This window comes from Paenibacillus sp. BAC0078, assembly GCF_054483875.1.
Window position 1 is genome coordinate 122,230 of record NZ_JBTLRW010000008.1, and the last position, 23,631, is coordinate 145,860.

Below are 23,631 nucleotides of genomic sequence, written 5' to 3' on the forward strand. Positions count from 1 at the left end.
CAAGAAAAATTTTCTTGGTTAATCCCGCTCCATTTTACAAATAATGAATGTTGGTACATCGCTTGATACTATAGATAAGGAGGTTTCACTGATGCCTGAATGGCTGGAGGTTATTTGGCGCACAATGTTTGCTGTGGTCGTACTCTTCTTCTTGACGAAGCTGCTTGGGAAAAGACAGGTCTCACAGTTGTCGTTCTTTGAGTACATTACAGGCATTACCGTAGGCAGTATAGCGGCTTACATATCCTTGGATACAGACAAGACGTGGCATCTCGGCATCATTGCCCTGGTTGTCTGGGTAGCCTTCTCGCTGGGCATCGAGTTCCTGCAAATCAAGAGCAAAAAGGCCAGGGACTTCATTGATTTCAAATCGACCGTGCTGATTAAGGATGGAAAGATCCTCGAAGACAATATGAAAAAAGAGCGTTTGACCACCGATGAATTGCTGGCAGAGCTGCGGAAAAAAGATGTATTCAAGGTAGCGGATGTGGAATTCGCCATTATGGAGTCAGACGGGATGATCAACGTCCTGCTTACCCGGGAGAACCAGCCGCTAACGCCGAAGCATCTCGGTGTCAAAGTAGCACCGGAGCAGGAGACGCAGGCTGTAATTATGGATGGCAAAATTATGGACGAACCGCTGGATGCTCTCGGATTGACACGCGCCTGGCTGGATGGTCAACTGGGAAAGCTTGATGTGACCGCTGAAAATGTCTACCTGGGTCAGGTGGATTCCTACGGCGAGCTGACCGTGGACTTATATACTGACAGTGTAGAGCTGCCGCAGCCGCAGGACAAGCCGCAGCTCTATGCATTGCTGAAGAAATGCGAAGCGGACCTGGAGATGTTCGGCCTGTCAACCAATAACGAAAAAGCGAAGCAAATGTATGAGCAGTGCTCAAAGGATTTGCAGGCTCTGATCGTAAAGCTGAAGCCTCTCATTCAAAGCTGAACCAAGCAGCGCCGAAATGTATATAGCAAAACTAACCAACAAAAATGATCCGTTTTTTGTTGGTTTTTTTATGCAGTTCACATATCTGTAATAATCTCCCGAAAAAACATCTGTACAATTACAAATATTTACTTATAGTGGAGATTAGGCTGACCGCTGCAAAAAAACGGAATTCCCAGCGATCTGCATATCACGAATAAGGGGAGGCTGATAGAAAAGATAATTGTTTGGTTAAAAAATACAAAACACTATGGAGGTTAATGTTAACGTGAAAATTAAAAAGAAATTTACTCTCACCGCATGCGTTGCGCTTTCTGCTGTCCTTGCTTTTGGCAGCCTGCAATGGGGGATACCGTCAGTACAAGCAGCAAGTATCTTCAGCGATGATTTTGAGTCCGGCAATGCCGGGAATTGGACCAGCACGACAGGCACATGGTCTGTGGTACAGGATGGCGGCTCTCGTGTATATTATCAATCCAGCAGTACGGAGGGACGGACTTCTGCAGGCGACAGCTCATGGAGCAATTACAGCGTGCAGGCTGATGTGAAGGTGGATAATTTTAACGGAAGCAACCGTACTTATGTGTGCGGCCGCTATGCGGACGGCAATAACTACTACGCCGCTTCGTTGTCGAACAGCAATGGCGGGACACTTGAGATCCGCAAAAAATCCGGCGGTGCAAGCAGCACGCTTGCGGTCAAGACAGACTTTCCAATCACTGCGGGAACTGTGTATACGGTCAAGCTCGAATTAAACGGAGATTCGATCAGCATGTATGTGAATGATGATCTGCAGCTAAATGCACACGATAACATTTTAACTTCCGGAGGCATTGGCCTGGTCGCTTATAAGACCGCCGCCAAGTTTGATAACATTATTGTAAGCGGTGTCAGTACCAGTACGCCAACACCGTCTGCAACGGCTACGGCAACCCCGAACCCAAGTGCAACAGCAACAACCAGCCCGACAGCAGCGCCTACAGCTACTGCAACTCCTGCGGCCACCCCAACAACCGCACCAACCGCAACACCAGTTTCGGGCGCCATTTATGTGGCTCCGAATGGTGCAGCCGGCAATTCCGGGACGATTGGCAGCCCAACAACCCTTGCATCGGCACTAACCAAGGTAGCTGCGGGCGGCACCATCTATATGCGGGGTGGTACGTATGCTTTTTCCTCGCCGGTTACTATTGAGCGGGATAACAGCGGCACCTCCGGTTCACGCAAGAGCATTGTGGCTTACGGAAGTGAGAAGCCGGTGCTTGATTTCTCCGCCGAGAGCTTTGCTTCCACTGAACGCGGATTGCAGATTTTTGGACACTACTGGTACGTTAAGGGACTTGAAGTGAAGGGAGCCGGAGACAACGGGATTTTCATCGGCGGCAATTACAATATCATCGAGAATGTGGAGACCCACCATAACCGTGACTCCGGTCTGCAAATCAGCCGCTATGCTACATCGGCAGCAAGCATGAGCGACTGGCCGAGCTACAACCAGATTATCGGCGTGTATTCCCATGACAATTTCGATCCCGACAATGGAGAGGATGCCGATGGTTTTGCCGCCAAGCTGACGATTGGTCCCGGCAATGTTTTTGACAAATGCATTTCGGCCTGGAATACGGATGACGGATGGGATCTGTATGCCAAGTCAGAAACCGGACCGATTGGTGTTGTTACGATCAAGAACAGCATTGCTTACAAAAATGGGCAAACCTCGGATGGCAACTCAACAGCCAATAGTGACGGAAACGGCTTCAAGCTGGGCGGCGACAAAATTGCTGTAAATCATGTTGTGACGAACAGCATTGCCTTCCAGAATAAAAAACACGGATTCACCTACAACAGCAATCCCGGCTCTATTCAATTGACCAACAATACCTCATGGAGCAATGGCCAGAGCAATTTTGCTTTTGATGCAGGCACACATGTGTTCACGAACAACCTGAGCTTTGCCGGCACATCGAGCGACAAGACGAGCGGCACGGATGTTTCCAGCACTAATGTCTGGTGGAAAAGCAATGCCAGCACTAATGCCAAGGGTCTTGTGGCAAGCAGCGCCGATTTCGTGAGCCTGACCCCTTCGGTTGTGCGGAATGCGGATGGTTCGTTCAGCCTTGGCAGCTTCCTGAAGCTGGCCAGCGGCAGTGATCTGATTGGTTCCGGGACTCCAAGCGGCACGAATATCGGGGCAACTATTCAGTAATCCTAATGTGGGAGGAAATATATGATGGCGAAATTTCTAAAGTTCAAAATTGTTTCAGGGCTTGGCATTGCAATAATTATGGCACTTGTTTGCATTCTTCCCGCCAACGCTGCTCCTTTGGAGGAATCGTCTGAACTAACAGAGACTTCAGCGCTTGCAGCGGCAGGTTCGCTGAGCGCTTATAATCTGGCGGGATTCTCCGCTGGGAACACCGGCGGCGGTATCGTGGACGAATCGAACACCGCGCTGTACAAGAAAGTATATAATGCAACCGACCTGGCAGCGGCGCTCAAAAAAGGCTCCGGTGTAAAGGTTGTGGAAATTATGAACGACCTTAACCTGGGCTGGAATGAGCTTCCTTCTGCGGCCAAGACCTCACCTTTTTCCGCTCATAATTCGCCGTTAACCCATCCGGTGCTCCTGCAGACAGGAGTAAGCAAGATCAATCTTGACGGGTTCGACGGGCTGACGATCTTTTCGGCTAATGGAGCCAAGCTCAAACATGTTGCTTTTACAATCAAACGCAGCTCCAATGTAATCATCCGCAATCTGGAATTCGATGAGCTGTGGGAGTGGGATGAATCCACCAAAGGCGACTATGACAAAAACGATTGGGACTACATCACGCTTGAGGAGGACACTAATGTCTGGATTGACCACTGTACCTTCAATAAAGCGTATGACGGGCTGGTTGACTCTAAAAAAGGCACTACCGGCGTAACGATCTCCTGGTCTACCTTCAAGGGGGACGATAGAAGCGCAAACAGCTGGGTAACCCGGCAGATCAATGCGATGGAGGCCAATCCTGCTGCTTATCCAATGTATGCCTATCTGCGCAGCAGCGCTGTGGGACTCAGCAAGGATGATGTGATCGCAATCGCAAGCTCGCAGAAGAAGGGGCATCTGGTTGGCGCGACGTCTTTTGATTCCAGCAACGCCAAATTAACCATCACGCTGCATCATAACTTTTACCAGGATATTCAGGACCGCCTGCCGCGTCTCAGAGGCGGCAACGCCCATGTCTATAACATTCTGGCGGATAACTCTGCCGCTTGGGCAGCGAAATCAAGAATTACGGCAGCGATGGAAGCAGCGATTGCCTCTAAAGGCTATCACTTTACGGTCACCAGCAACGGTTCCATTGCTACGGAAGGCGGAGCCGTATTGCTTGAAAAGTCCAATATTATAGATATTCTGTATCCGCTGCGCAACAATCAGACCGATCCGGCTGACGCCAGCTACACAGGTAAAATCAAAGCAGTCGATACGATCTACTCGATGAATGGAGTTGTCTTCAGAGGCAATAGCGATTCCGCAGGAAGTCCGCTTGCTCCAGTACCGGCCCCGATTATTCCGTTCGCCTGGTCCGGCCTATCGGCGCTGCCTTACAGCTACACACAGGATGACCCTGCAACACTCGCTGCCAGATTGACAGGCTCGGATGGATCAGGGGCAGGAAAGCTGAGCTGGGCGAAGCAGAATTGGCTGAAAACATCGTACTGAGTAAAATTAGCGGATAGGGCTTGGTTTTTCAAATGCAGCTGACAGAGATATACTAATAAAAGATTGGTAGTTTTTATCTTCTAATAGGGAGGCTGCTGTCAGTTATGGAATATGTAAAACTGGGCTCTACCGGGCTAGATGTCTCACGGATTTGTCTGGGTTGTATGAGTTACGGCATACCTGAACGCGGGAATCATGCCTGGACCCTCAATGAACAGGAGAGCCGTCCGTTTATCCGGAAGGCGCTGGAGCTGGGCATTAACTTTTTCGACACCGCCAACGTCTATTCCGATGGAACGAGCGAAGAGATTGTCGGCAGAGCGCTCAAGGACTTCGCCACTCGTGATGAAGTCGTTATTGCAACTAAGGTGCACGGAAGAATGCGTCCGGGTCCCAATGGCGGAGGCTTGTCGCGCAAGGCGATTATGACTGAGATTGACCATAGTCTGAAGCGACTGGGTACCGATTATGTGGATCTGTATCAAATTCACCGCTGGGACCCGGCAACGCCGATTGAAGAAACGATGGAGGCGCTGCATGATGTGGTCAAAGCAGGCAAAGCCCGTTATATCGGCGCCTCCTCAATGCATGCCTGGCAGTTTCTCAAGGCGCTAAATGTCGCTGAACGCAATGGCTGGACGCGGTTCGTGTCCATGCAGAACTATGTCAATCTGCTGTACCGTGAAGAGGAGCGGGAGATGCTCCCGCTCTGTGAAGCGGAGGGGATTGGCGTAATTCCCTGGAGTCCGCTTGCCAGAGGCCGGCTGACAAGAGATTGGGAGGTACCAAGCACCCGTTCGGCAAGCGATGAATTCGGCAAGCTGCTGTATGCGAGAACCGAAGAAGCCGACAGGGCTGTTGCGCTACGGGTGAAGGAAATCGCCGGGGAACGGGGAGTTCCGCGTGCCCAAGTGGCACTAGCCTGGGTGCTGCAGAAGAAGCCGGTGACGGCTCCAATCGTTGGTGCGACGAAGATGGAGCATCTGGACGATGCGGCTGCTGCAGTATCAATTAAGCTGAGCCCGGAAGAGATTCTGCAGTTGGAAGAAGCTTATATCCCGCATCCGGTGGTTGGTTATTAGGATAATTGGCTTGAGATGGATTGAGTGAATTTGAATGTACTGCGAAGTGGAACCGGCGGCTGCCGGTTCCTTTTTGCTTTGATTATATGCTGCACGGTATTGCTGCGGCTATATTATTTCCGCTGAGACTTATCTATTATTTATTGGAGGCGCTTTCTGGTATGATTAAACTCTAATACATACTAATATATGGAACGGATGGTGTTATTCCTCATGAATCTTCAGGAAGCTGCGGCAATAATACAAGCGATTAGAGTTAATCTGGCCAAGGTAGTCGTCGGCAAGGAAGAGGGGGTGGACCTGCTTCTTACTGCCCTGCTGGCGAATGGTCATGTGCTGCTGGAGGATGTGCCAGGCACAGGAAAAACGCTGCTCGCCAAGACACTGGCCCGCTCGCTGGACTGCTCCTTCAAGCGGATACAGTTCACCCCGGATCTGCTTCCGTCGGACCTGAGCGGCATCAACTATTATAATCAGCAGACCGGTGAGTTCCAGTTCCGCCCTGGACCTGTATTCGCCAGTATTCTGCTGGCCGACGAGATTAACCGGGCCACGCCCAGAACCCAGTCCAGCCTGCTGGAATGCATGGAGGAGCGGCAGATTACGATCGACGGTGTCACGCATGAGCTGGAAGCGCCGTTCCTCGTCATTGCGACGCAGAATCCGGTGGACAGCCAAGGGACCTTTCCGCTGCCGGAAGCGCAGCTCGACCGGTTTCTGATGCGGATTACGACGGGTTATCCGACTTTTGAGGAGGGTATTCACATCCTGCAAAGATTCCGCGAGAACAATCCGCTGCTCGACACGGTCCCGGTTGCAACAGCGGGAGAAATTCAGGAGCTCCAGCGGCTTGCTGCGGCGGTCAGCGTTAGCGATGATCTGCTGGCTTATATGGTTTCCATTGTCGAAGCTACCCGTAAGGCGCCTTCAGTCAGGCTCGGAGCAAGTCCCCGGGCAGGGTTCGCCCTGCTCCGCGCTTCGCAGGGGTACGCACTCATCCGGGGCCGGGATTATGTGCTGCCGGATGATATTAAGGCAGTTGCCGGTGCAGTTCTGGCGCACCGCCTGCTGCTGCAGCGCGGACCCGGCTCGCGGGAAGGGCAGGCCGCCGAGCTTGTGCAGCAAGTGTTGCGTGAAGTGGAGGTTCCTGCGGAGACGGCTTCCGCATATAGAGGCGGAAGGGTGGAATAGCGATGACTCTGCCCTGGTTCATCATCAGCACTGTATTGCTGCTGATGTTCATTTCTGCGGTCTACCAGCGGAATGCGCTCAAGAAGGTCAGCTATACCCGTTATTTCTCGGCCAAGGCTGTCTATGAAGGCGAGCAGGTTGAGATGGTGGAAGAGATCGTCAATGCCAAGCTGCTGCCGCTGCCCTGGCTGCGGCTGGAATCGAGCATCGCCCGGGGGCTGGATTTCGGCAGCCAGGAGAATCTGGGTATTTCCAGCGGCGACATTTATCAGAACCATGTAAGCCTGTTCTACTTAAGATCCTACCGTCATATTAAACGCAGACATTCGGTCCGCTGTGAGAAGCGCGGGTTATTCCGCCTGGATACGGCCACCATGACAACAGGGGACTTGTTCGGGCTTAGCCGGAGTTCCAGAACCTTTCCGCTGCAGCTCGAATTAATGGTGTATCCCGTGATGCTGCAACTGCATGAGCTCCCGCTGCCGATCCATAGCTGGCTTGGGGATTTGCCGGTCAAAAGGTGGATTGTGGAGGACCCGTTTCTTACAGCAGGCACGCGTGAGTATAGTCCCGGGGATTCTCTGGGGTCGATTAACTGGAAGACGACAGCCCGTACAGGACAACTGCAGGTGCACAAAAAGGATTATACGGCTGATTCCAGACTGGTCATCTGTCTGAATGTGGAGATCAGCGATTCCATGTGGAGAACGGTGACGGATGTTGAACGAATTGAGCTGGGAATCCGGTATGCCGCTACAGTTGCAGAATATGGGATGGGGCATGGCATTGAGACCGGACTGCTCAGCAATGGAAGATTGGATGGCGAAGGGGAACGGGATCCGGTTCATGCTGAGCAAGTGGACCGGCTTGAAGATCTGCTGGGTCTATTGGCTAGGCTTAACCTGGACAGAACTCTGCCAATGAGCAGACTGCTGGAGCTGGAAGTGGAGAGCGGAGCCAGCGACACTGATTATCTGATCATTTCCTGCCACCGGGGCACGGAGCTGCAGCTTGCCGCCGAGCAGCTTAGGCTGCTCGGTAATGGTGTAGAGTGGCTGGATATTCCAGCCGAGGGGAGGGACAGCGCATGAAGCGATGGTCAATGCAGGATCTGACAGCCGGAATTCGGCTCTGGCTCTCCTGGTTCGTAGTGTGGCTGCTGTTCCTTCCTGTGTGGATCATCCTGCAGGCCTACCTGCAGCCTGAACAGAGTGCTTTGCCTTGGATCTATACCTTGCCGCTGGTAGCGGTGGCAGGTGTGCTGCAGCGGAAATGGTGCAGCCGGAAGTGGAAGATGCTCCTGATCGCTTTGCAGCTTGGTACGGCAGCGCTGCTCCTGACGGGAGCGCCGTCAGTCAAAGAGCTGCCGCTGCTTGCCGGCGGTTTCCTATATGCGTATATGGGCATGACCGCGGCTTCAGGCCAGAGCAACCGGTTAAGAACTTATATTATCGGGATCGCCCTATATTTCATTGCCGCCATTGCCTATGACCGCATTCCTGTGCTTCAGCCAAGTGTGTCCATCTTGACCTGGAGCGGAAGCCTGTGTCTGATTCTGGCTCTGCTGGATTCCAACAGCAGCCATTTGCGCTACAGCTCCTTTGCAGGAGAGACCTCGCGGCTTCCCGGAGGGCTGCGACGCCATAACCGCTTGTTCGTCATTGTGTTTGTGGCTGTAGCCGCAGCGCTGGCAGCAGGTGCGGGCCGGGCACTCGGGCTAATGCTGTGGCAGGCCGTACGGCTGTTTTTTACCTGGCTTAGCCGCCTGTTCTCAGGCTCCGAAGAGCCGCCGCAGGACGAAGCCGCTCCACCGCCGGCAATGCCTGAGCTTCCTGCGGCGGAAGCAAACGAACCGGGTCTGCTCGCTATGATTCTTAATTTTGCCTTCTACGCGCTGGCAACGGCGGTTATAGCTATCTTGCTTTATTATGCCTTGCGCTGGCTTTACCGCAATACAGGCGGACTATTGCGCAGAATGATGGATGCCGTGCTGTCCATGCTCCGCAGAGAACTGCCGCCGGAGACGGCAAGCTACAAGGATGAAGAGAAGAGCATCTTCGCCTGGGAGAGATCGGTGCAGGGGGTCAAGGAATATTGGCGGAACAAGCTGCTTCCAGCTTCGCGCAGGGACCGCTGGGAGGATATGTACAGCTCCCGGGAGCAGACGCGCTGGCTGTACCGTCATTGGCTGAATGCCAAACGCGCTGCCGGGTATGAGGTGAAAGGCTACCTGACGCCCCGGGAGACAGAAGCGGACGTGGCTGAATGGGCGGAGACTGCTGTCAAGAAGCGGCCGCGTAAGGATCAGGAGGGCGCTTCGGCAACTCCGGGCGAGCTTCTTCATCTGTACAATCAGGCCAGATACGGAGAGGCGGACCCTCCGGCGGCTGAAGTGGCGGCGCTTAAGGATCGGCTGAAGCTATAAAGATGCTTTTATAGAAGGACTGGAGGGTTGAAAATGGTCCGCTATTTGCGGGGAGAATTGGCAAAGGAAGCACATGTGAATGCTGAAACGCTGCGGTATTATGAGAAGCACGGGCTGCTTCCGGTGCCACAGCGCTCAGCTGCGGGTTACCGGGTCTACAACGAGGAGACACTGAAGCGAATTGCTTTTATCCAGAATGCCAAGAGCTGTGGTTTTACGCTGCGGGAAATCAAAAAAGCGCTCGTCAAGTCTACAGACGGCAGCATCGGAATCCCTGATTTTATCGCGGCAATTGAACGGAAAATCATCGCTGTCGATCTTGAGATTGCCAAGCGCGAGAACATCAAGGCTCAGCTCAGCGATCTAAAAAGAAATCTTCAATCGGTTAACCGGCACCATGGTGTAGAGGAGACTCTGCAAATCTTGCATATGGATTCGTAAACCGGGATGCTGGGCCACTTTCCTCTTGACTCTGTACTCAGATACAGGGTTTACAATGCAGGCATCATACCTGACAGGAGGAAAAACAAAGATGTCGAACCGTACAGAAATGCTGAACGCAATAAAAAGTCATTTGAAGCAAATCAATAGAATTGGTGCGCGAACTGTTGCGCAAATCCGTGAGGACCTGGCCGCTGCTGCCGAAAGCCTGCCAAGGCTTCCGGGGGTGCAAACTGTGAAAGTACAAATCGCACAGCTACATGGAGAGTGGGTTGACTGCACAGATGAAGCTGCCGGGGCGGGCAAAGGGAAAGTGATCCTCTATTATCACGGCGGAGGTTTTATTTCCGGCACTTGTGAAATCTATCGGGATTTGGCTGCACGTATATCGGCGGCAAGCGATGTCCGTGTCCTGACTGTGGAGTATCGCCTGGCCCCTGAGCATGTCTATCCGGCAGCAAATGAAGATTGCCTGGCCGCATATGACTGGCTGCTTGCGGAAGGTTATTCACCTGAGGACATTATTCTCGGAGGCGATTCGGTAGGGGCTTCTCTCGCGCTTATGACACTGATTACCCTGCGGGATGCTGGCAAGAAGCTGCCTGCTGCTGCCTTTCTGCTCTCTCCGCATAGCGATCTCGTTCACCTGGACGGCGAATCCTATGACAGCAGGGCAGAGATGGACCCGACGGGAAGCCGGGCGGGAAATCAACGGATTCTGGAGGATTATCTCGGAGACCATGCCGGAGGCATGCCTCTGCTGCTCTCCCCGCTAAGAGCGGATCTGCAGGGACTGCCGCCGCTGCTGATCCAGGCCGGTGATCAGGAGGTACTGCTTAGCGATGCCGAACGCTTGGCGGAGCGGGCGAGTACCGCAGGAGTGCAGGTTACACTTGAAATTTGGGAGGACCTGTGGAGCGTATTTCAAATGATAGCTGCAATCCTCCCGGATGGGCAGCAGGCAATCGGGAACATCGGCACTTATGTTAAGAACATTTGGAACTTGAAAGAGTAGATCAATATGATCTACATCTTTGGATAATTCTGAGGCTTTTTTGTTACACATGGCAGGCTCCCCCGCACCCGAACTCATTCTGGTGTGGAGGAGCCTTTTTATTTTCAAATATGGAATTAATGCAACAACAGAACGCCGAAGCCTTCAAGTGTGAAGGAGCCTGAAACCGTCCGGCCTGTCAGCAAATCTCTTTTCTGCTCTTTGAGCCGGATCGTTGCCGGTTCTTCGCTGTAGTTAAGCAGGAACGTGTAGCTTGCAGTTTCGCTCTTGCGGATTTGCAGTTCAACTTCACCGGGCAGCTCCAGCCACTCTGCAACCGGGGATGCTAAATTCAGACTATCTACGATCTTGAGCGCTGCCTGTTCGTTAAATACAGCTCCGTAATACCAAACCTCGCCTTTTCCGCGTTTGTTTCTGGTGACCGCCGGTTTGCCGGCGTAATAGTCAGAAGCATAAGTGCCCATGATCTCGACGCTGTCCTCTTCGACATGAAGAATATCGTTGAAGGCATCAGCTACGGTAAGCGCCTCAGGATCATTGCCCCACTGGATGGAGGTAGGTAGGCGAGTGCCTTTGATCAGGGTGAATTCTTCTACGGTGATTCCGCAAAGGTCCTTGGCCGCACCGGGAAAAGGCCGCATATAGCACTGTCCGCGGGTATCCTTGTAGCCCGTCCGGCAGCCAAAAATCAGCTTTCCGCCTTGCTGCACATATTGATCCAGCAGTGCCGCTGTCTCATCGCTCATAATCGCCGGATGCGGATAGATCAGCACCTCATAAGGAGTCAGGTCTTCGAGAGTGGTCTTGCTGCGCAAGTAAATGAGATCATTCGGGATATGCCGTTTCTGCAGCGCCTTGAACCATTCCTTGTTGCTCTGCCACATGAAGGGCCCGTACCAGACGTCGTATTCGCCGTCCCATTCATTGTCGTAATCACGGAGAATGGCAATCTTCGCTTCGTTCCGCGTTCCTACGATGTGCTTGCCGGCTACAGCCAGCTCCCGGCCAACCTGCGCAGCTTCCTTGACCCTGCGGTTTGGCTGGTTATGGTAATCATTGATGCCGTGCCAATAGATTTCATTGCCCATAGTTGCCGTCCGCCAGCGGAAGTAGAGCAGCTTGTCCGCTCCGTGGGCAATGGACTGATACGTCCAGAGGCGCATTTGACCCGGCTTCGGAGACGGCATATCCATGCGGTTTACCCAGCCCCCAGGGCCGGATTGCTGCTCCATGATGCAGAAGTTCGGACTGATGGAGCGGACTACAGACAGCGAGAGGCTCCAGCTCCGGTCTCGCAGCGGGTTAACCTCATTTGTAATATCACTAATGGAGGAGAACTGCGGATAAGAGTCATAGCTGAAAAAGTCCAGCAGCTCGTCATTTAGCTCATGACTGTCCAGATGGCCGAACAGGCCATTGGTGGTTACCCACTGGGAAGGGGCAAACTTACGGATTATTTCCGCCTGGATTCTGGCAAAAGAGATTGCGTTGTCAGAAATAAACCGCTTCTCATCCAGCGCCTGATGCGGATTGGGCTGCATCGGAGAAGGGGTAGGACGCGGCAAGAAGACCTGTGACCAGCTGGTGTAGGTCTGATTCCAGAAGACGGTTCCCCATGCATCGTTCAGTCTCTCCAGTGTTTCGTATTTGGCCTGCACCCATTCGCGGAAGGCTTTGTGGTCGCTCTCCGAATAGAACACATTGATCTCGCAGTTCAGCTCATTGTCAATCTGCCAGCCGACTACGCCCGGATGTGTGCCATAATGCTGTGCAAGCTGTGTGGTTATTCTGGCGCAGAGTTCCCTGTACTTAAGGCTGCTGTAATTATAATGACGGCGGGAGCCGTGCTGCAGAGTTACCCCGTCGTAAGTAACATTCAGCACTTCGGGATAACGCTCGGTCAGCCAGGCGGGAGGGGTAGCGGTCGGCGTGCCCAGAATGACCTTTAATCCATAGCTGTGAGCCAGATCTATGGCCCGGTCGAACAGATCGAACTGAAAAACGCCTTCCTGCGGCTCAAAGATGGACCAGGCAAACTCAGCCATCCGTACAATTGTGAATCCGGTTTCAACCATGCGCCGGAAATCGTCAGCCCAGAGCTGCTCCGGCCAGTGTTCAGGGTAATAGCAGGCACCAAGCTCGAACGTTTCTGCATTAGCATGAGTCTTCATTTTCCAACCTCCAAGTGTAAAAAATATGCTTTATGAACGCTATGAACCTATTGTAGTATTAGGTGAATGGGTTCTCATATAACACAATATTGCTAATATATGATTATATTGCGTGCTTGCTTAACACGGGCCAGGGAAGGGTGCAGGATGAAAAAACAATGGGTTTTACCGGCGCCGGCGTACATGCATTATGTGTGTTACCCGGAATTTTTGGGACATTATACTGACTTTCCGCAGCATGCGGAGCGAAGAAGCGAAGGTTTTCTGAACAGCTATAATTTGCATCTGGTTTTTGGCGGCGAAGGGTATGTTTTTCAGGATGGTGAACGGATTCCAATCGGGCGGGGCAGAGGATTTCTGTTCCCGAAAGGAGCATATCAGCAGTATGGCTCTGACCCTGTTCAGCCCTGGGAGGTGCGCTGGATGCATTTCAGAACCGGGATTTCCCTTCCCTTGCTGGAGGAGGTGGACAAGTCACGCGGTTATTTTTTTTCTTTTGATCCGGATGCGGGCCTGATCCCCGTCATGGAGGAGATGTACAGGCTCAGTGATTCCTATGCAACCTCCAGCGAGCCCAGGCTGTCGGCCTTGCTCTATGAACTGCTGATCACGCTGCTGCAGAATTCCGAACCTCTGCACGGGTCGGTTCCTCTAGAGATCAGGCACTCTATCCGCCACACGGCAGATATGATCCACAGGGAATGCGAGCGTCCTTGGACACTGGAGGCTATGGCCAGGCTTGCGGGCTACAGCAGCTATCATTTTCTGCGCTTGTTCCGGGCGATCATGGGGAAGACGCCTAACCGTTATTTGACCGATTGCCGCTTGGTGAGAGCGAAGCTGCTGCTCGTTTCGACGGAGCTTTCCGTTGCGCAGGTCGCTGTCCAGACGGGCTTTCAGCAGTCCAGCTATTTCATTAAAGTCTTCAAACAAATGGAAGGCATGCCGCCCAACCAGTACAGACGGGCCTTCGGATCATAAGCAGGCGCGATTTTTATGCAGATAGTTAACAATGTTTTTACACGAACGGCGCATTCTGCGCTGTTTTTGATATAAATGGAACAATAAGGTTACAACCTGAGCGGAAGGGTTACAAATTGGATACATTTCCCTCGTCCGCTGCTACTATAATTATTCTAGCTAAAATTCTTGGGGGGAAATTGATGAGAACGTATAAAAATACATATGTCGCCCTGCTTATAAGCACCTTTGTTATTGGCCAATTAGCTGGCGGCATAACACCTGGAGCCGTGCAGGCTGCAGGCAGCTCAAATACCGCAGCTGTGGCAGCCGCGGCGGCGTCTGCAATAAAACCTGTCCAAATGGCGCCAGGAGTTACGGCAACGATCGAAAATGTGAATATATGGGCGCAGCCTGGCGGCAACATTCTGGCTTACACGCTGAATTATTCCAATGCAAGCGGTGTAAGCGCGAACTTAACGCAATATTTCTCGCGGGTAGTTACTCCGGGCGGGTCCGTGATTCCCGCCAATCCGGTAACTGCCGATGTGCTCAAAAAGAAGGTCGGAGCCAAAGAAAACCTGCGTGTGACTTACTATGTCAATGTAGGCCAGACCAAATCGCTTCAGGGCTTCAAGGTTTCTATGCACGTCTGGGATGCCAAAGCCAAGGGATATTTGAGACAGGCAGGCAGCTTTGCCCTTCCGGCGAGCTACTCCACAACGGTGGCAACCGGGACAAGCCTGAATATGATTATGAACAATATCCCTGTTACTGCAGCGGCAGAATCCCTTCAGCTCTATAAATACAGCGGCAAGGTGTACGCCAAGGTGGGAATAAGCCTAACCAATAAAGGCAGCAAGGTGCTCACTGATCCCGGCTACACCGCTTATTTAGTTTCGTCCAGCGGGACATCCTTTGAATTGGCCCTGAACAGCTCCCAATCCAGCTACAAGGTACAGCCGCAGGAAAAGAAGAGCATCTACTACCTGACTGAAATTCCAGCCTACCTGAAAACCGACAACATGAAGCTGCAATTCACACAAAAGGATGAAACGCTGAAGCTTGAGCTGGCAGGCGCATCGTTTAAGCTTCCGGCTGTGACAGTTCCAAACCTGGTGGTGGCGAATGGGGCCATTAAGAAAATAACGATCAACAGCAATACCATAGAAACCAAGCTCAGCAATGCCTCTGTGTATGCCGATAAGGCATCGGCTGCCTGGTCTTTTCAGCTTGAGCTGAAAAATACCGGCAACAAGGCTGTCACGCTTCCCACATACGAGCTTGCCGTCAAATCTGCAAAAGGGACAAGCTTTCCAGTCAACGCCAAAGCCTTGAACGGCATAACGCTCAGACCATTGGAAGTGAAGGTAATTCCGCTCACTGCCCAGGTTCCGCTTGAGGTGGAGCAGAACACGCTGCAACTGCAAATGATCGAAGCGGTCAGCCAAGGCCAGACGCAGCCTTCCGGCAGCACCGGAGCAGGCGGAACAACCGGAACACCTGGAGCGGAAACAGCGGTAGCTGAGAGTGCTGTGTCCAAAATTACTTTCCCGATAGCTTATTTCACCATTCCATATACGCTTCGTGCCGATATCCAGAAAGGGCAGGAGTATCGAACCACCACGCCTTTCGGTTCCTTCTCCTACAGCCTGCAGTCGATTCAGCGTTATCCGTGGAAGGATGACGATATCGTTGTAGCTAAAGTAAACCTGACCAATACACAGTCTGTAACACTGTCCCTGCCGGAGCTGAAGGGTGCGCTGAAGGTAGGAAATCTGGATTTGTCCGCTTCCACGGACCTGCTGCTGGATAAGGATTCTCAAGAGCTGGCCCCGGGAAGAACTGCCGAAATCTCCATCATCACCAAAATTCCATATGCCGAAAACTTCGATTCGATGAACATCAGCATGTATACTACGGCAAACGAGGAGAAGCTGCCATTCCTGTCGCTTACCACGAACAGTGCGATCAACGATATTCCGTCCATTGAACGCGGAGGCAGCTACACGGTTTCAGGCAAAGGTAAAAACGCCAAGCTTCAAGAGAACAGAACCATCGTCTATCCGGGCAGCGGAAACTACAAAATCGTCTATACAGAGCTCTTGATGAGCAATGAGGAAAAAAGACAAAGCGCACTAGCCCGTATGCAGGCCTATTATCAAACCACGGACGGACAGTTCTATGAAGCACAGCCTGCCCAGACTACGGGCCTGGCGGCTCCCGGAGGCAAGCAATTGATTACCTTCTGGGCCAAGATTCCCAAGTCGGTGGCAACCTCGGAAATCTCTATGTATTTAGGGCCGGGAATCATCGGCAGCAAGCTTAGCGAGTCTGGACAGGAAGCAACCGGATATATCAATATTGCTTCGCTGAAGCTTACTCCGCAAACGGTCACCCCGGCGAAGGATTTGTCGAGAATCTCGCTGTATCCGTATATCCTGACGGTGCTGAGCTCAGACGGAAAGATTACGGAGGGCAGCGACACTATAAGCATTGTACTGAACTACAATCTGATGCAGGACCGCACCTACGATACGCAAGCGCTGAGCCATAAGCTGATCGTTAAGATCACTGATCCGTTCGGCCAGTCGACGGAGAAATCGCTCACTCTTGGCACAGATCTGACAGAAGGCGACAACAATACGTATTCCACAACCATCGTCAGAAGCCTGTACAAGAAGATTGGAGGCGGCTCTTACAAAATTACGCTTTATGATGAGTTCCAGGGCGAGCGGATGGAGCTCGGCAGCCAGTCTTACTTCCTAACTTATGAACCGCTGCCGGTCGTTGAGAAGCCAACCACTGAGAAGCCGGGTACTGATAAATAACGAGGGTTCCATCTATCACAGACTAAGAAGGAGCAGCTTTTATGTTGCGAGTCGATAAAATTACACATTCCTTTAAGACCGGCAATGAATGGACCAAGGTCCTTCATGAAATCAGCTTTAGCGTTAAGCAGGGTGAGATGGTTGCCCTCCTGGGCAGCTCGGGCTCAGGCAAATCTACAATGCTGAATTTGATGGCTGGTCTCATGAAGCCGACCGAAGGCCATATTTACATTGCCGATCAGGATATCGTGCGGATGGGCGAGAACAAGCTTGCCGAATTCCGCCGCAAGCACATCGGATTTATCTTTCAGGCGTACGAGCTGATTACCAGCCTTACCGTACGGGAGAATGTAGAGCTGCCGCTGGTGTTCCAGTCGGTATCTCCCTCCATCCGCAAGCAGAAGGCGCTGGCCCTGCTGGAGCAGGTGGGGCTTCCCGACAAGGCGAACCTGTTCCCTTCACAGCTATCGGGCGGACAACAGCAGCGTGTAAGTATTGCCCGCTCGCTGATTACCGAGCCTTCCGTCATTTTTGCGGATGAGCCTACCGGGAACCTGGATACCAAAACGGAGGAGGAAATCATCAGCATTCTGCTGAAGCTGAACCAAACGATGAAGACCACATTTATAGTTGTAACCCACGAGCAGGAAGTGGCAGATCAAATGCAGCGCACCTTCTCACTTCGTGACGGATATCTGATTAACGGACAGCACTTAGCTGTGGAAACGGAGCGCGCAGAGGAGGGGAATCCGTGAAAATCAGGGATATTTCCCGCATGGCCTGGGATCAGGTCAAGCGGCGCAAGGTGGTTACCGGATTGTGTATGGCCGGGATTTCCATCGGCTGCGCCGCGATTATCGCAGCACTAAGCATCGGACAATCCGCGCAGGTCTATGTGACCAATGAAGTGAACCGTAATTTCAAGATGGATGAAATTACGGTCACTCCGGGCGGAGGTATTCCTTCTCCCAAAGGCGGCAGTGGCTCATCTTCAGACACGAGCAGCAACCTTGATCCCGGCAAGCTGACCTTCCAGAAGATGAAGATCATCCAGGGCCTCAATCACGTGGTTGCCGCAGCACCTTTTCAGGATACTGGTTATATGCAGATGCTTACCGTTGATAACAAGATCACTGACGTTCAGGTTATCGCAACGGATTTGCGCATGCTGACCAAATATGATAAGCACTTCAAGCAAGGCGGACCGTCGGACGTTACGGGCATGGTTGTCCTGAACCACGGGGCGACACTGGGCTTGATGGACCTTGAGACCCGGCAGAAGATTTTCGAAACGCTGAATAATGATCCCTTCAACCAGGAGGCCATGGACCAGTACAACAACCTCATGGTGGTGCCTTCAGAGATGTACCGTCAGAAGGTTCAACTGCAGGCCCAGGATTACAGCTCGTCCTCCGTGCAGCCGGTGGTCAAGCTTAGTTCTCCGCTCCAGGTGAGCGGGATTCTGGCCAGTCCATCAGGAACAAGTGATGACCGGGCAACCTATGATAAGATCATGTATGTGTCTCTGGAGACAGCCGCGCAGCTCCAAAAGGAGCTAAGCTTCAATAACGACGCAACCGTTCAAAACGTGGAAGAAGGAAGCTACAGCTCCATCACCGTGAAGGTGGACAGCATGGATAACATCAAACGGGTGGAAGAGCTGATTAAGAAGCTCTCATTAAATGCGAACGACAATCTGTACCAAATGGATCAGCTCAAAGAGCAATTTGATATGATCAAAATGGCGGCCCTTGGCATCGGCGTATTCATCCTTGTCATTGCTTCTATTTCGATCATCGTGGCCATGACCATGTCAACCCATCAGCGCCGGCGGCAGATCGGGATTATGAAGGTACTCGGCGCCAATATGAGGCAGATCCGCAATATGTTCATCACGGAAGCGGCTTTGCTTGGACTGCTGGGCGGTTTGCTAGGTGTGCTGTTCTCTTACCTGATCATCATGGGACTGAACAAGCTCGTGAGCAGTTCAGGGGATGGCCTATCCTTTTTCATCCCGCTGGTGACGATTCCGATTGGTTTGGCGTTCGCGATTATGACCGGAGTCCTCTCAGGAATCTATCCGGCGATCAGTGCCTCCAGGACGGATGCGCTCACAGCGATTAAGCGTGATTAGCCATGAACTTATACTTTCTTGTATTTCCAGTTGAAAGGAAGCAGAAACAATGAAAAGGATTATAAAGAGGACCGTGAAGTGGATTATCATCGTCGGAATCATTGCTGCTGCAGGCTATCTCCTGTACACCAAAGTCTTTAAGGGAGAAGAGCCGGCGGCTGTTGTAGAACCTCCGCAGGTGATTAGCTTCCCTGTTACCCAGGAGACGGTTACGAGCACTGTTCAGGTCAAAGGAAAGTCGAAATATCAGGAGGAAACGCTGGTCTATGCACCGTATGCATCCAAGGTAACAAAGTGGAAGGTGGAGAACGGCGGACAGGTGAAGAAAGGGGATGTGTTGTTCACGCTGGATGAGTCGACCCTGAAAAATGAGATTGCCACAACAGAGGCAGCCATCCACAAGGCGAAGCTGGAGGCGGAGCTGAATGCTTTTGTCAGCCAGCAGGAAGATACCTCAGCGACTCCGATCGGGACTGAAGCGGAACGGCTGAAGGCACTTGCAGCCCAGGAGACAGCACGTCTGACAGATGAACTGAATCAGGCAAATTCCGCCATCCAGGAGCGGGAGCTTGCCGACAAGAAAGCAAAGCTCAAAACCGCTGTGTACCATGCTCCTGCGACCGGAATTTTTCTGTATGACAGCAGCACCGAACGTCCTCAAATGGTTACGGACAATCAATACATCGGCAAAATTGTTGACCTGGGCAAGCTCGAATTCATCGCCCTTGTGGGAGAGCAGGATATCTTCCGCATCAAGCAGGGTATGCAGGTTAAGGTGAAAATGACTGCCATGAAGAACTTAACCATAGCAGGAAAGGTGACCAAGGTCTCGAAATTCGCCACAACCACCACCGGCCAGAACACGGCTGGACAAGTGCCGCAATTCGAGGTTGTAATTTCTTTGCAGCCGGAAGAGCATTTGATCGGCGGTCTCAGCCTTAGCGGGGATATCGAGACATTACGCAAGGAAAAAGCCACTGTAGTCTCCAGCATTGCCGTAATTCACGAGGGAGACAAGGCTTTTGTCATGCTGGACAAGGGAAATGGCCAGTATGAGCGCAAGGAGATCAAGATTGGCATTGAAACCACAGAGAAGACTGAGGTTGTCTCTGGACTCAAGCCGGGGGATACTGTAGTTCTGCAGTAGCTCTGAATTGAAGGTCAGCCTGCATCAACGGAAATCCGGTTTCCGCTGATGTAGGCTGATTTTGTTATTCTTTAGGAAATTATGATTTCTCTTTCTTGTGGATAAGGTGCTATATAGATTTTCGGATATAGAGTAGTTATATAGTTGGAAAAAGGAAACTTAATTAGGTCATATTCCTACGTCAAGAGCGAAATGAGCTGAATTAGTTAACCTTTTTCCACTTCACCTGCGGAGAATAGGGTGCTCGAGCAAATTAGTGATCCTTTTTCCACTTGGAATTACCGAAGGATTCATAAAGGGTCCTCCAGGCAACGCAAAACTGAAATCTAAAGCGGCTACGTTGTCCATGAAGGTCGGCGTGGCCGTTTTGTTATTTTAACTAAAAAGTATTAAAAAGTTTTGCGCCAGGCTTTGATGTCCTGGTTCAATTGTGTAAGGTCGGGAACGGCGACAGGGTTGTCTGTGAGCTGATACTTTTGCTTGAGTGACAGGATGCGGTAGACGCTCTCATCTATTCTTGATTCTGGAATCTCCCCGCTTCCCACGGCAGTCAGCAGCGCGTTTCGCAACGCCTGTTCATTGCTGTACTCGTGGGCAACCAGCAGAATGTCGCTTCCGGCAAGTACCGTATCCACAGCGGCGGAAGCCAGGCTGTAGTTCTTGGCGATAGCCCCCATGGTCAGATCATCGGTGATGACGACTCCCTTGAAGCCCATTTCTCCGCGAAGCTGATCTCCGATGATCACCTTGGACAGGGAAGCTGGACGCTCGGGGTCAAGCTTTGGAAAAAGAATATGCGCCACCATGACTGCATCCGCATGCTCCTTGATCGCAGCCTGGAAGGGCAGCCATTCCAGCTTCGCCAGTTGGGCTGTTGTCTTCTTCACGACCGGAAGCTCCAGATGGGAATCGACAGAGGTATCGCCATGTCCGGGAAAATGCTTGACCACCGGAATCACGCCTTCGCTCTCAATTCCCTTCAGCTCGGCAATGCCCAGCTCGGTTACCCGGCCTGCGGTACTGCCGAAGGAGCGGTCGCCGATAACCGGATTGTCCGGATTGCTGTTAATATCAAGCACTGGAGCAAAATCCATATTAAAACCGGCGGACAGCACCTCCCTGGCCAGCAGCCTGCCCATCGTTCCCGCAGCCTCGGCATTGCCGGTCGCGCCCACTTTTCCATTTGCGGGGATCACGGCGTATTCATCAGGCATCCGGCTGACCTTGCCGCCTTCCTGATCGACGCTGATGAAGAGAGGGGCGGGATTGCCCTCATTACTCTTCTTCAGGTCATTAGTGAGCTTGACCATGCCCTTCAGGGATTTAATATTATCCGCATAAAGAATGATTCCGCCGACCTTGTCTTCGGCAATCATCTTTTTGGCCTGCTCATCAAGGACTGTACCCTCAATGCCGACAAGAAGCATCTGGCCGATTTTCTCTTCCAGAGTCATACCGGCTATTTGCTCTTTGATCGCCTCTTGAGCACCGCTTTCGGTGGAGCCGGCAGCAGTGGGAGATGCTGTATCTACCGGAGTTGGAAGAGCGGATTTGGAAGGAGAAGGCGCCGCAGCAACAGTCTGCTGGGGCACTGCCTCCCCAGGCGAAGCATTATTGGAATTTGTGCTGCCGCTGCAGCCGCCAATCAGGAATAGACTGGTGAGGGCCACAGCCGAAATGAGAGCTTTATAGTCTGACCCGTTCATTTGAAAATACTCCTCCTTTCGTTTGCTGAATAACAAGTACTAATGTTAAGATATAGGGGACTTTTACATAAAGGCTTGCCGCCTGTAATTACAAAATAATAGGATGAGGTGACGTGTCAATGAAAGATGATTTGGTGAACACGCTTAACGAACAGATGAACTTTGAGTTTTACTCTGCCCATGTGTACCTGGCGATGGCCGCGTATTGTTCCGGTGAAAGTCTGGATGGCTTCGCCAACTTTTTCTTGATTCAGGCCGAAGAGGAACGGTTTCACGCGATGAAGATCTACAGATTCCTTAATGACCGCGACTACCGTGCGACCCTGGCGGCACTGCCTGAGCCGAAAAATGAATATACCTCGATGCTGGATGCGTTCGAGCATGCCTTCGCCCATGAACAGCAGAACACCAAACGATTCTATCATCTTGCTGACCTGGCGCTGGATGAACGCGAGCATGCGACAATCTATTTCCTGAAATGGTTCATTGATGAGCAGGTTGAAGAAGAAGCGCTGTTCAGCAATATTATCGCCAAGCTGAAACGTATCGAAACCGACAGCAACGCCTTCTACATGCTGGATGCAGAATTTGCGGCCCGTACATTCACTGCTCCAGCCGAGTAAGCAACTGAACCAGCAGCTCTGTTGAGCCGCTCAAACCCGGCAGTTTGCAGCCGGAACGGATACTTTCCTTTAGGGGAGGGTATCCGTTTTTTCATTTTATAGCGAAAGTTGAACGGAGGCAAACAATGTTACGGCCCGCAAAACAATTCCGGTCTTCCAACTCTATTTGGTAGGGTTAACACTTGCGCTGTCTGGCAACACTGTTTCTCTAGACCCACCCGAAGATCAGCGTGTAGTATGGAGGTATACTATTTTTTGGAGGTTCTTTTTTTGGAAAACTACAGCGACATCAAACAGAGTGAAAAAGGAGCTTGGCTGAGCTTATTTGCCTACATACTGCTATCTGCCGTCAAATTATTTATCGGAACTGTCTCGGGATCGCAGGCGCTGCTTGCCGACGGACTGAACAACAGTACGGATATTATAGCGTCGATTGCGATTCTGGTTGGACTCAGGATTTCGAGAAGACCGCCTGACTCCAATCACGGGTATGGCCACTACAGAGCAGAGACCATAGCTGCGCTGGTTGCTTCTTTTATCATGATTGCTGTAGGGATCCAGGTTCTGTACCAGAGTGCGAACAAATTTTTTCAACCCGCGCTGGAAACGCCTGATCTCATTGCCGCTTGGACGGCCGCAGGCTGTGCCCTGGTTATGCTCGCGGTGTACCTTTACAACATTCGTTTGGCCCGTGCGCTGAACAGCAATGCGATGCAGGCAGTGGCACAGGATAACCGCTCGGATGCGCTTGTAAGTATCGGGGCTTTTATCGGGATTATCGGCTCACAGTTTGGTTTGCCTTGGCTTGATCCGCTGACTGGTACGATAGTCGGACTATTGATCTGCAAGACGGCTTGGGATATATTCCGCAAGGCCTCTCATGACCTTACTGACGGATTTGATGCCTCAGAGCTGGAGCTGATGAAGCAGACTGTGGCTGGAATTGATGGTGTTGAATCCATTAAGGATATCAAAGCCCGGATACACGGCAATAATGTCCTGGTTGATACAACGGTGCTGGTAGATTCCACATTGAATGTAGTCCAGAGCCATGACATCACCGAAGAGATTGAAGGTCAGTTGAAGGACCGGCACCAGGTGGCGAATGTTCTTGTTCATATAGAGCCTGTGTAGATGCACCGAAGCCTGAGGAATCAGGCTTTTTTTATTGTGCTGCGGATTAACTTTGTCTATAATAACATTATGATAATAACATGTTGATAATAATTGGAGATAAAAAAAGA

Annotated in this window: 17 protein-coding genes and 1 pseudogene; 16 read left to right on the plus strand and 2 right to left on the minus strand. The window is 51.7% G+C overall.

Features of this window, described 5'->3' with window-relative positions:
- The first annotated feature begins 91 nt into the window (after positions 1-91).
- From ACX1DY_RS16620 to ACX1DY_RS16660, 9 genes and pseudogenes are all read left to right on the plus strand, one after another.
- Positions 92-952, plus strand: coding sequence for a DUF421 domain-containing protein (locus ACX1DY_RS16620; RefSeq protein ID WP_458965303.1), 861 nt, complete (start codon positions 92-94; stop codon positions 950-952).
- A gap of 1,039 nt (positions 953-1,991) precedes the next feature.
- A pseudogene (locus ACX1DY_RS16625) lies at positions 1,992-3,158 on the plus strand (right-handed parallel beta-helix repeat-containing protein); the annotation flags it as partial.
- A gap of 21 nt (positions 3,159-3,179) precedes the next feature.
- Positions 3,180-4,661, plus strand: coding sequence for a pectate lyase family protein (locus ACX1DY_RS16630; RefSeq protein WP_458965304.1), 1,482 nt, complete (start codon positions 3,180-3,182; stop codon positions 4,659-4,661).
- Between the two features lie 104 nt (positions 4,662-4,765).
- On the plus strand, positions 4,766-5,743 hold the full coding sequence (locus ACX1DY_RS16635; protein ID WP_458965305.1) for an aldo/keto reductase: 978 nt from the start codon (positions 4,766-4,768) through the stop codon (positions 5,741-5,743).
- Positions 5,744-5,956: 213 nt separating this feature from the next.
- Positions 5,957-6,934, plus strand: coding sequence for an AAA family ATPase (locus tag ACX1DY_RS16640; RefSeq protein ID WP_458965306.1), 978 nt, complete (start codon positions 5,957-5,959; stop codon positions 6,932-6,934).
- Between the two features lie 2 nt (positions 6,935-6,936).
- Complete coding sequence (locus ACX1DY_RS16645) at positions 6,937-8,025, plus strand: DUF58 domain-containing protein (protein ID WP_458965307.1); 1,089 nt, start codon at positions 6,937-6,939, stop codon at positions 8,023-8,025.
- Entirely contained in the window at positions 8,022-9,359 is a 1,338-nt protein-coding gene (locus ACX1DY_RS16650; RefSeq protein ID WP_458965308.1) for a hypothetical protein, read from the plus strand. The genes ACX1DY_RS16645 and ACX1DY_RS16650 overlap by 4 nt, the downstream gene beginning before the upstream one ends.
- A 33-nt stretch (positions 9,360-9,392) precedes the next feature.
- Positions 9,393-9,800: a MerR family transcriptional regulator gene (locus tag ACX1DY_RS16655; RefSeq protein WP_458965309.1), complete on the plus strand. Its 408-nt coding sequence runs from the start codon at positions 9,393-9,395 to the stop codon at positions 9,798-9,800.
- Between the two features lie 91 nt (positions 9,801-9,891).
- On the plus strand, positions 9,892-10,815 hold the full coding sequence (locus tag ACX1DY_RS16660) for an alpha/beta hydrolase (RefSeq protein ID WP_458965310.1): 924 nt from the start codon (positions 9,892-9,894) through the stop codon (positions 10,813-10,815).
- A gap of 116 nt (positions 10,816-10,931) precedes the next feature.
- On the opposite strand, the gene ACX1DY_RS16665 is transcribed toward ACX1DY_RS16660, so the two are convergent.
- Entirely contained in the window at positions 10,932-12,986 is a 2,055-nt protein-coding gene (locus tag ACX1DY_RS16665) for a beta-galactosidase (protein ID WP_458965311.1), read from the minus strand.
- 147 nt (positions 12,987-13,133) lie between these two features.
- Between ACX1DY_RS16665 and ACX1DY_RS16670 the strand changes: the two genes are divergently transcribed.
- The 5 genes from ACX1DY_RS16670 to ACX1DY_RS16690 all read left to right on the plus strand — a co-directional run bounded on the left by ACX1DY_RS16670 (position 13,134) and on the right by ACX1DY_RS16690 (position 20,058).
- Positions 13,134-13,967: a helix-turn-helix transcriptional regulator gene (locus ACX1DY_RS16670; RefSeq protein ID WP_458965312.1), complete on the plus strand. Its 834-nt coding sequence runs from the start codon at positions 13,134-13,136 to the stop codon at positions 13,965-13,967.
- 182 nt (positions 13,968-14,149) lie between these two features.
- On the plus strand, positions 14,150-16,777 hold the full coding sequence (locus ACX1DY_RS16675; protein WP_458965313.1) for a hypothetical protein: 2,628 nt from the start codon (positions 14,150-14,152) through the stop codon (positions 16,775-16,777).
- Positions 16,778-16,818: 41 nt separating this feature from the next.
- A complete protein-coding gene (locus ACX1DY_RS16680) occupies positions 16,819-17,532 on the plus strand; it encodes an ABC transporter ATP-binding protein (protein WP_458965314.1) in 714 nt (237 codons plus the stop codon).
- A complete protein-coding gene (locus ACX1DY_RS16685) occupies positions 17,529-18,911 on the plus strand; it encodes an ABC transporter permease (RefSeq protein WP_458965315.1) in 1,383 nt (460 codons plus the stop codon). The genes ACX1DY_RS16680 and ACX1DY_RS16685 overlap by 4 nt, the downstream gene beginning before the upstream one ends.
- 49 nt (positions 18,912-18,960) lie before the next feature.
- Complete coding sequence (locus tag ACX1DY_RS16690) at positions 18,961-20,058, plus strand: efflux RND transporter periplasmic adaptor subunit (protein ID WP_458965316.1); 1,098 nt, start codon at positions 18,961-18,963, stop codon at positions 20,056-20,058.
- Positions 20,059-20,447: 389 nt separating this feature from the next.
- On the opposite strand, the gene nagZ is transcribed toward ACX1DY_RS16690, so the two are convergent.
- Positions 20,448-21,764: a beta-N-acetylhexosaminidase gene (nagZ, locus tag ACX1DY_RS16695; RefSeq protein ID WP_458965317.1), complete on the minus strand. Its 1,317-nt coding sequence runs from the start codon at positions 21,762-21,764 to the stop codon at positions 20,448-20,450.
- 119 nt (positions 21,765-21,883) lie between these two features.
- Between nagZ and ACX1DY_RS16700 the strand changes: the two genes are divergently transcribed.
- Together ACX1DY_RS16700 and ACX1DY_RS16705 are read left to right on the plus strand one after the other, a co-directional pair.
- Complete coding sequence (locus tag ACX1DY_RS16700) at positions 21,884-22,387, plus strand: ferritin (protein ID WP_458965318.1); 504 nt, start codon at positions 21,884-21,886, stop codon at positions 22,385-22,387.
- A 270-nt stretch (positions 22,388-22,657) separates the two neighbouring features.
- Entirely contained in the window at positions 22,658-23,521 is an 864-nt protein-coding gene (locus ACX1DY_RS16705) for a cation diffusion facilitator family transporter (protein ID WP_458965319.1), read from the plus strand.
- Positions 23,522-23,631: the final 110 nt, after the last annotated feature.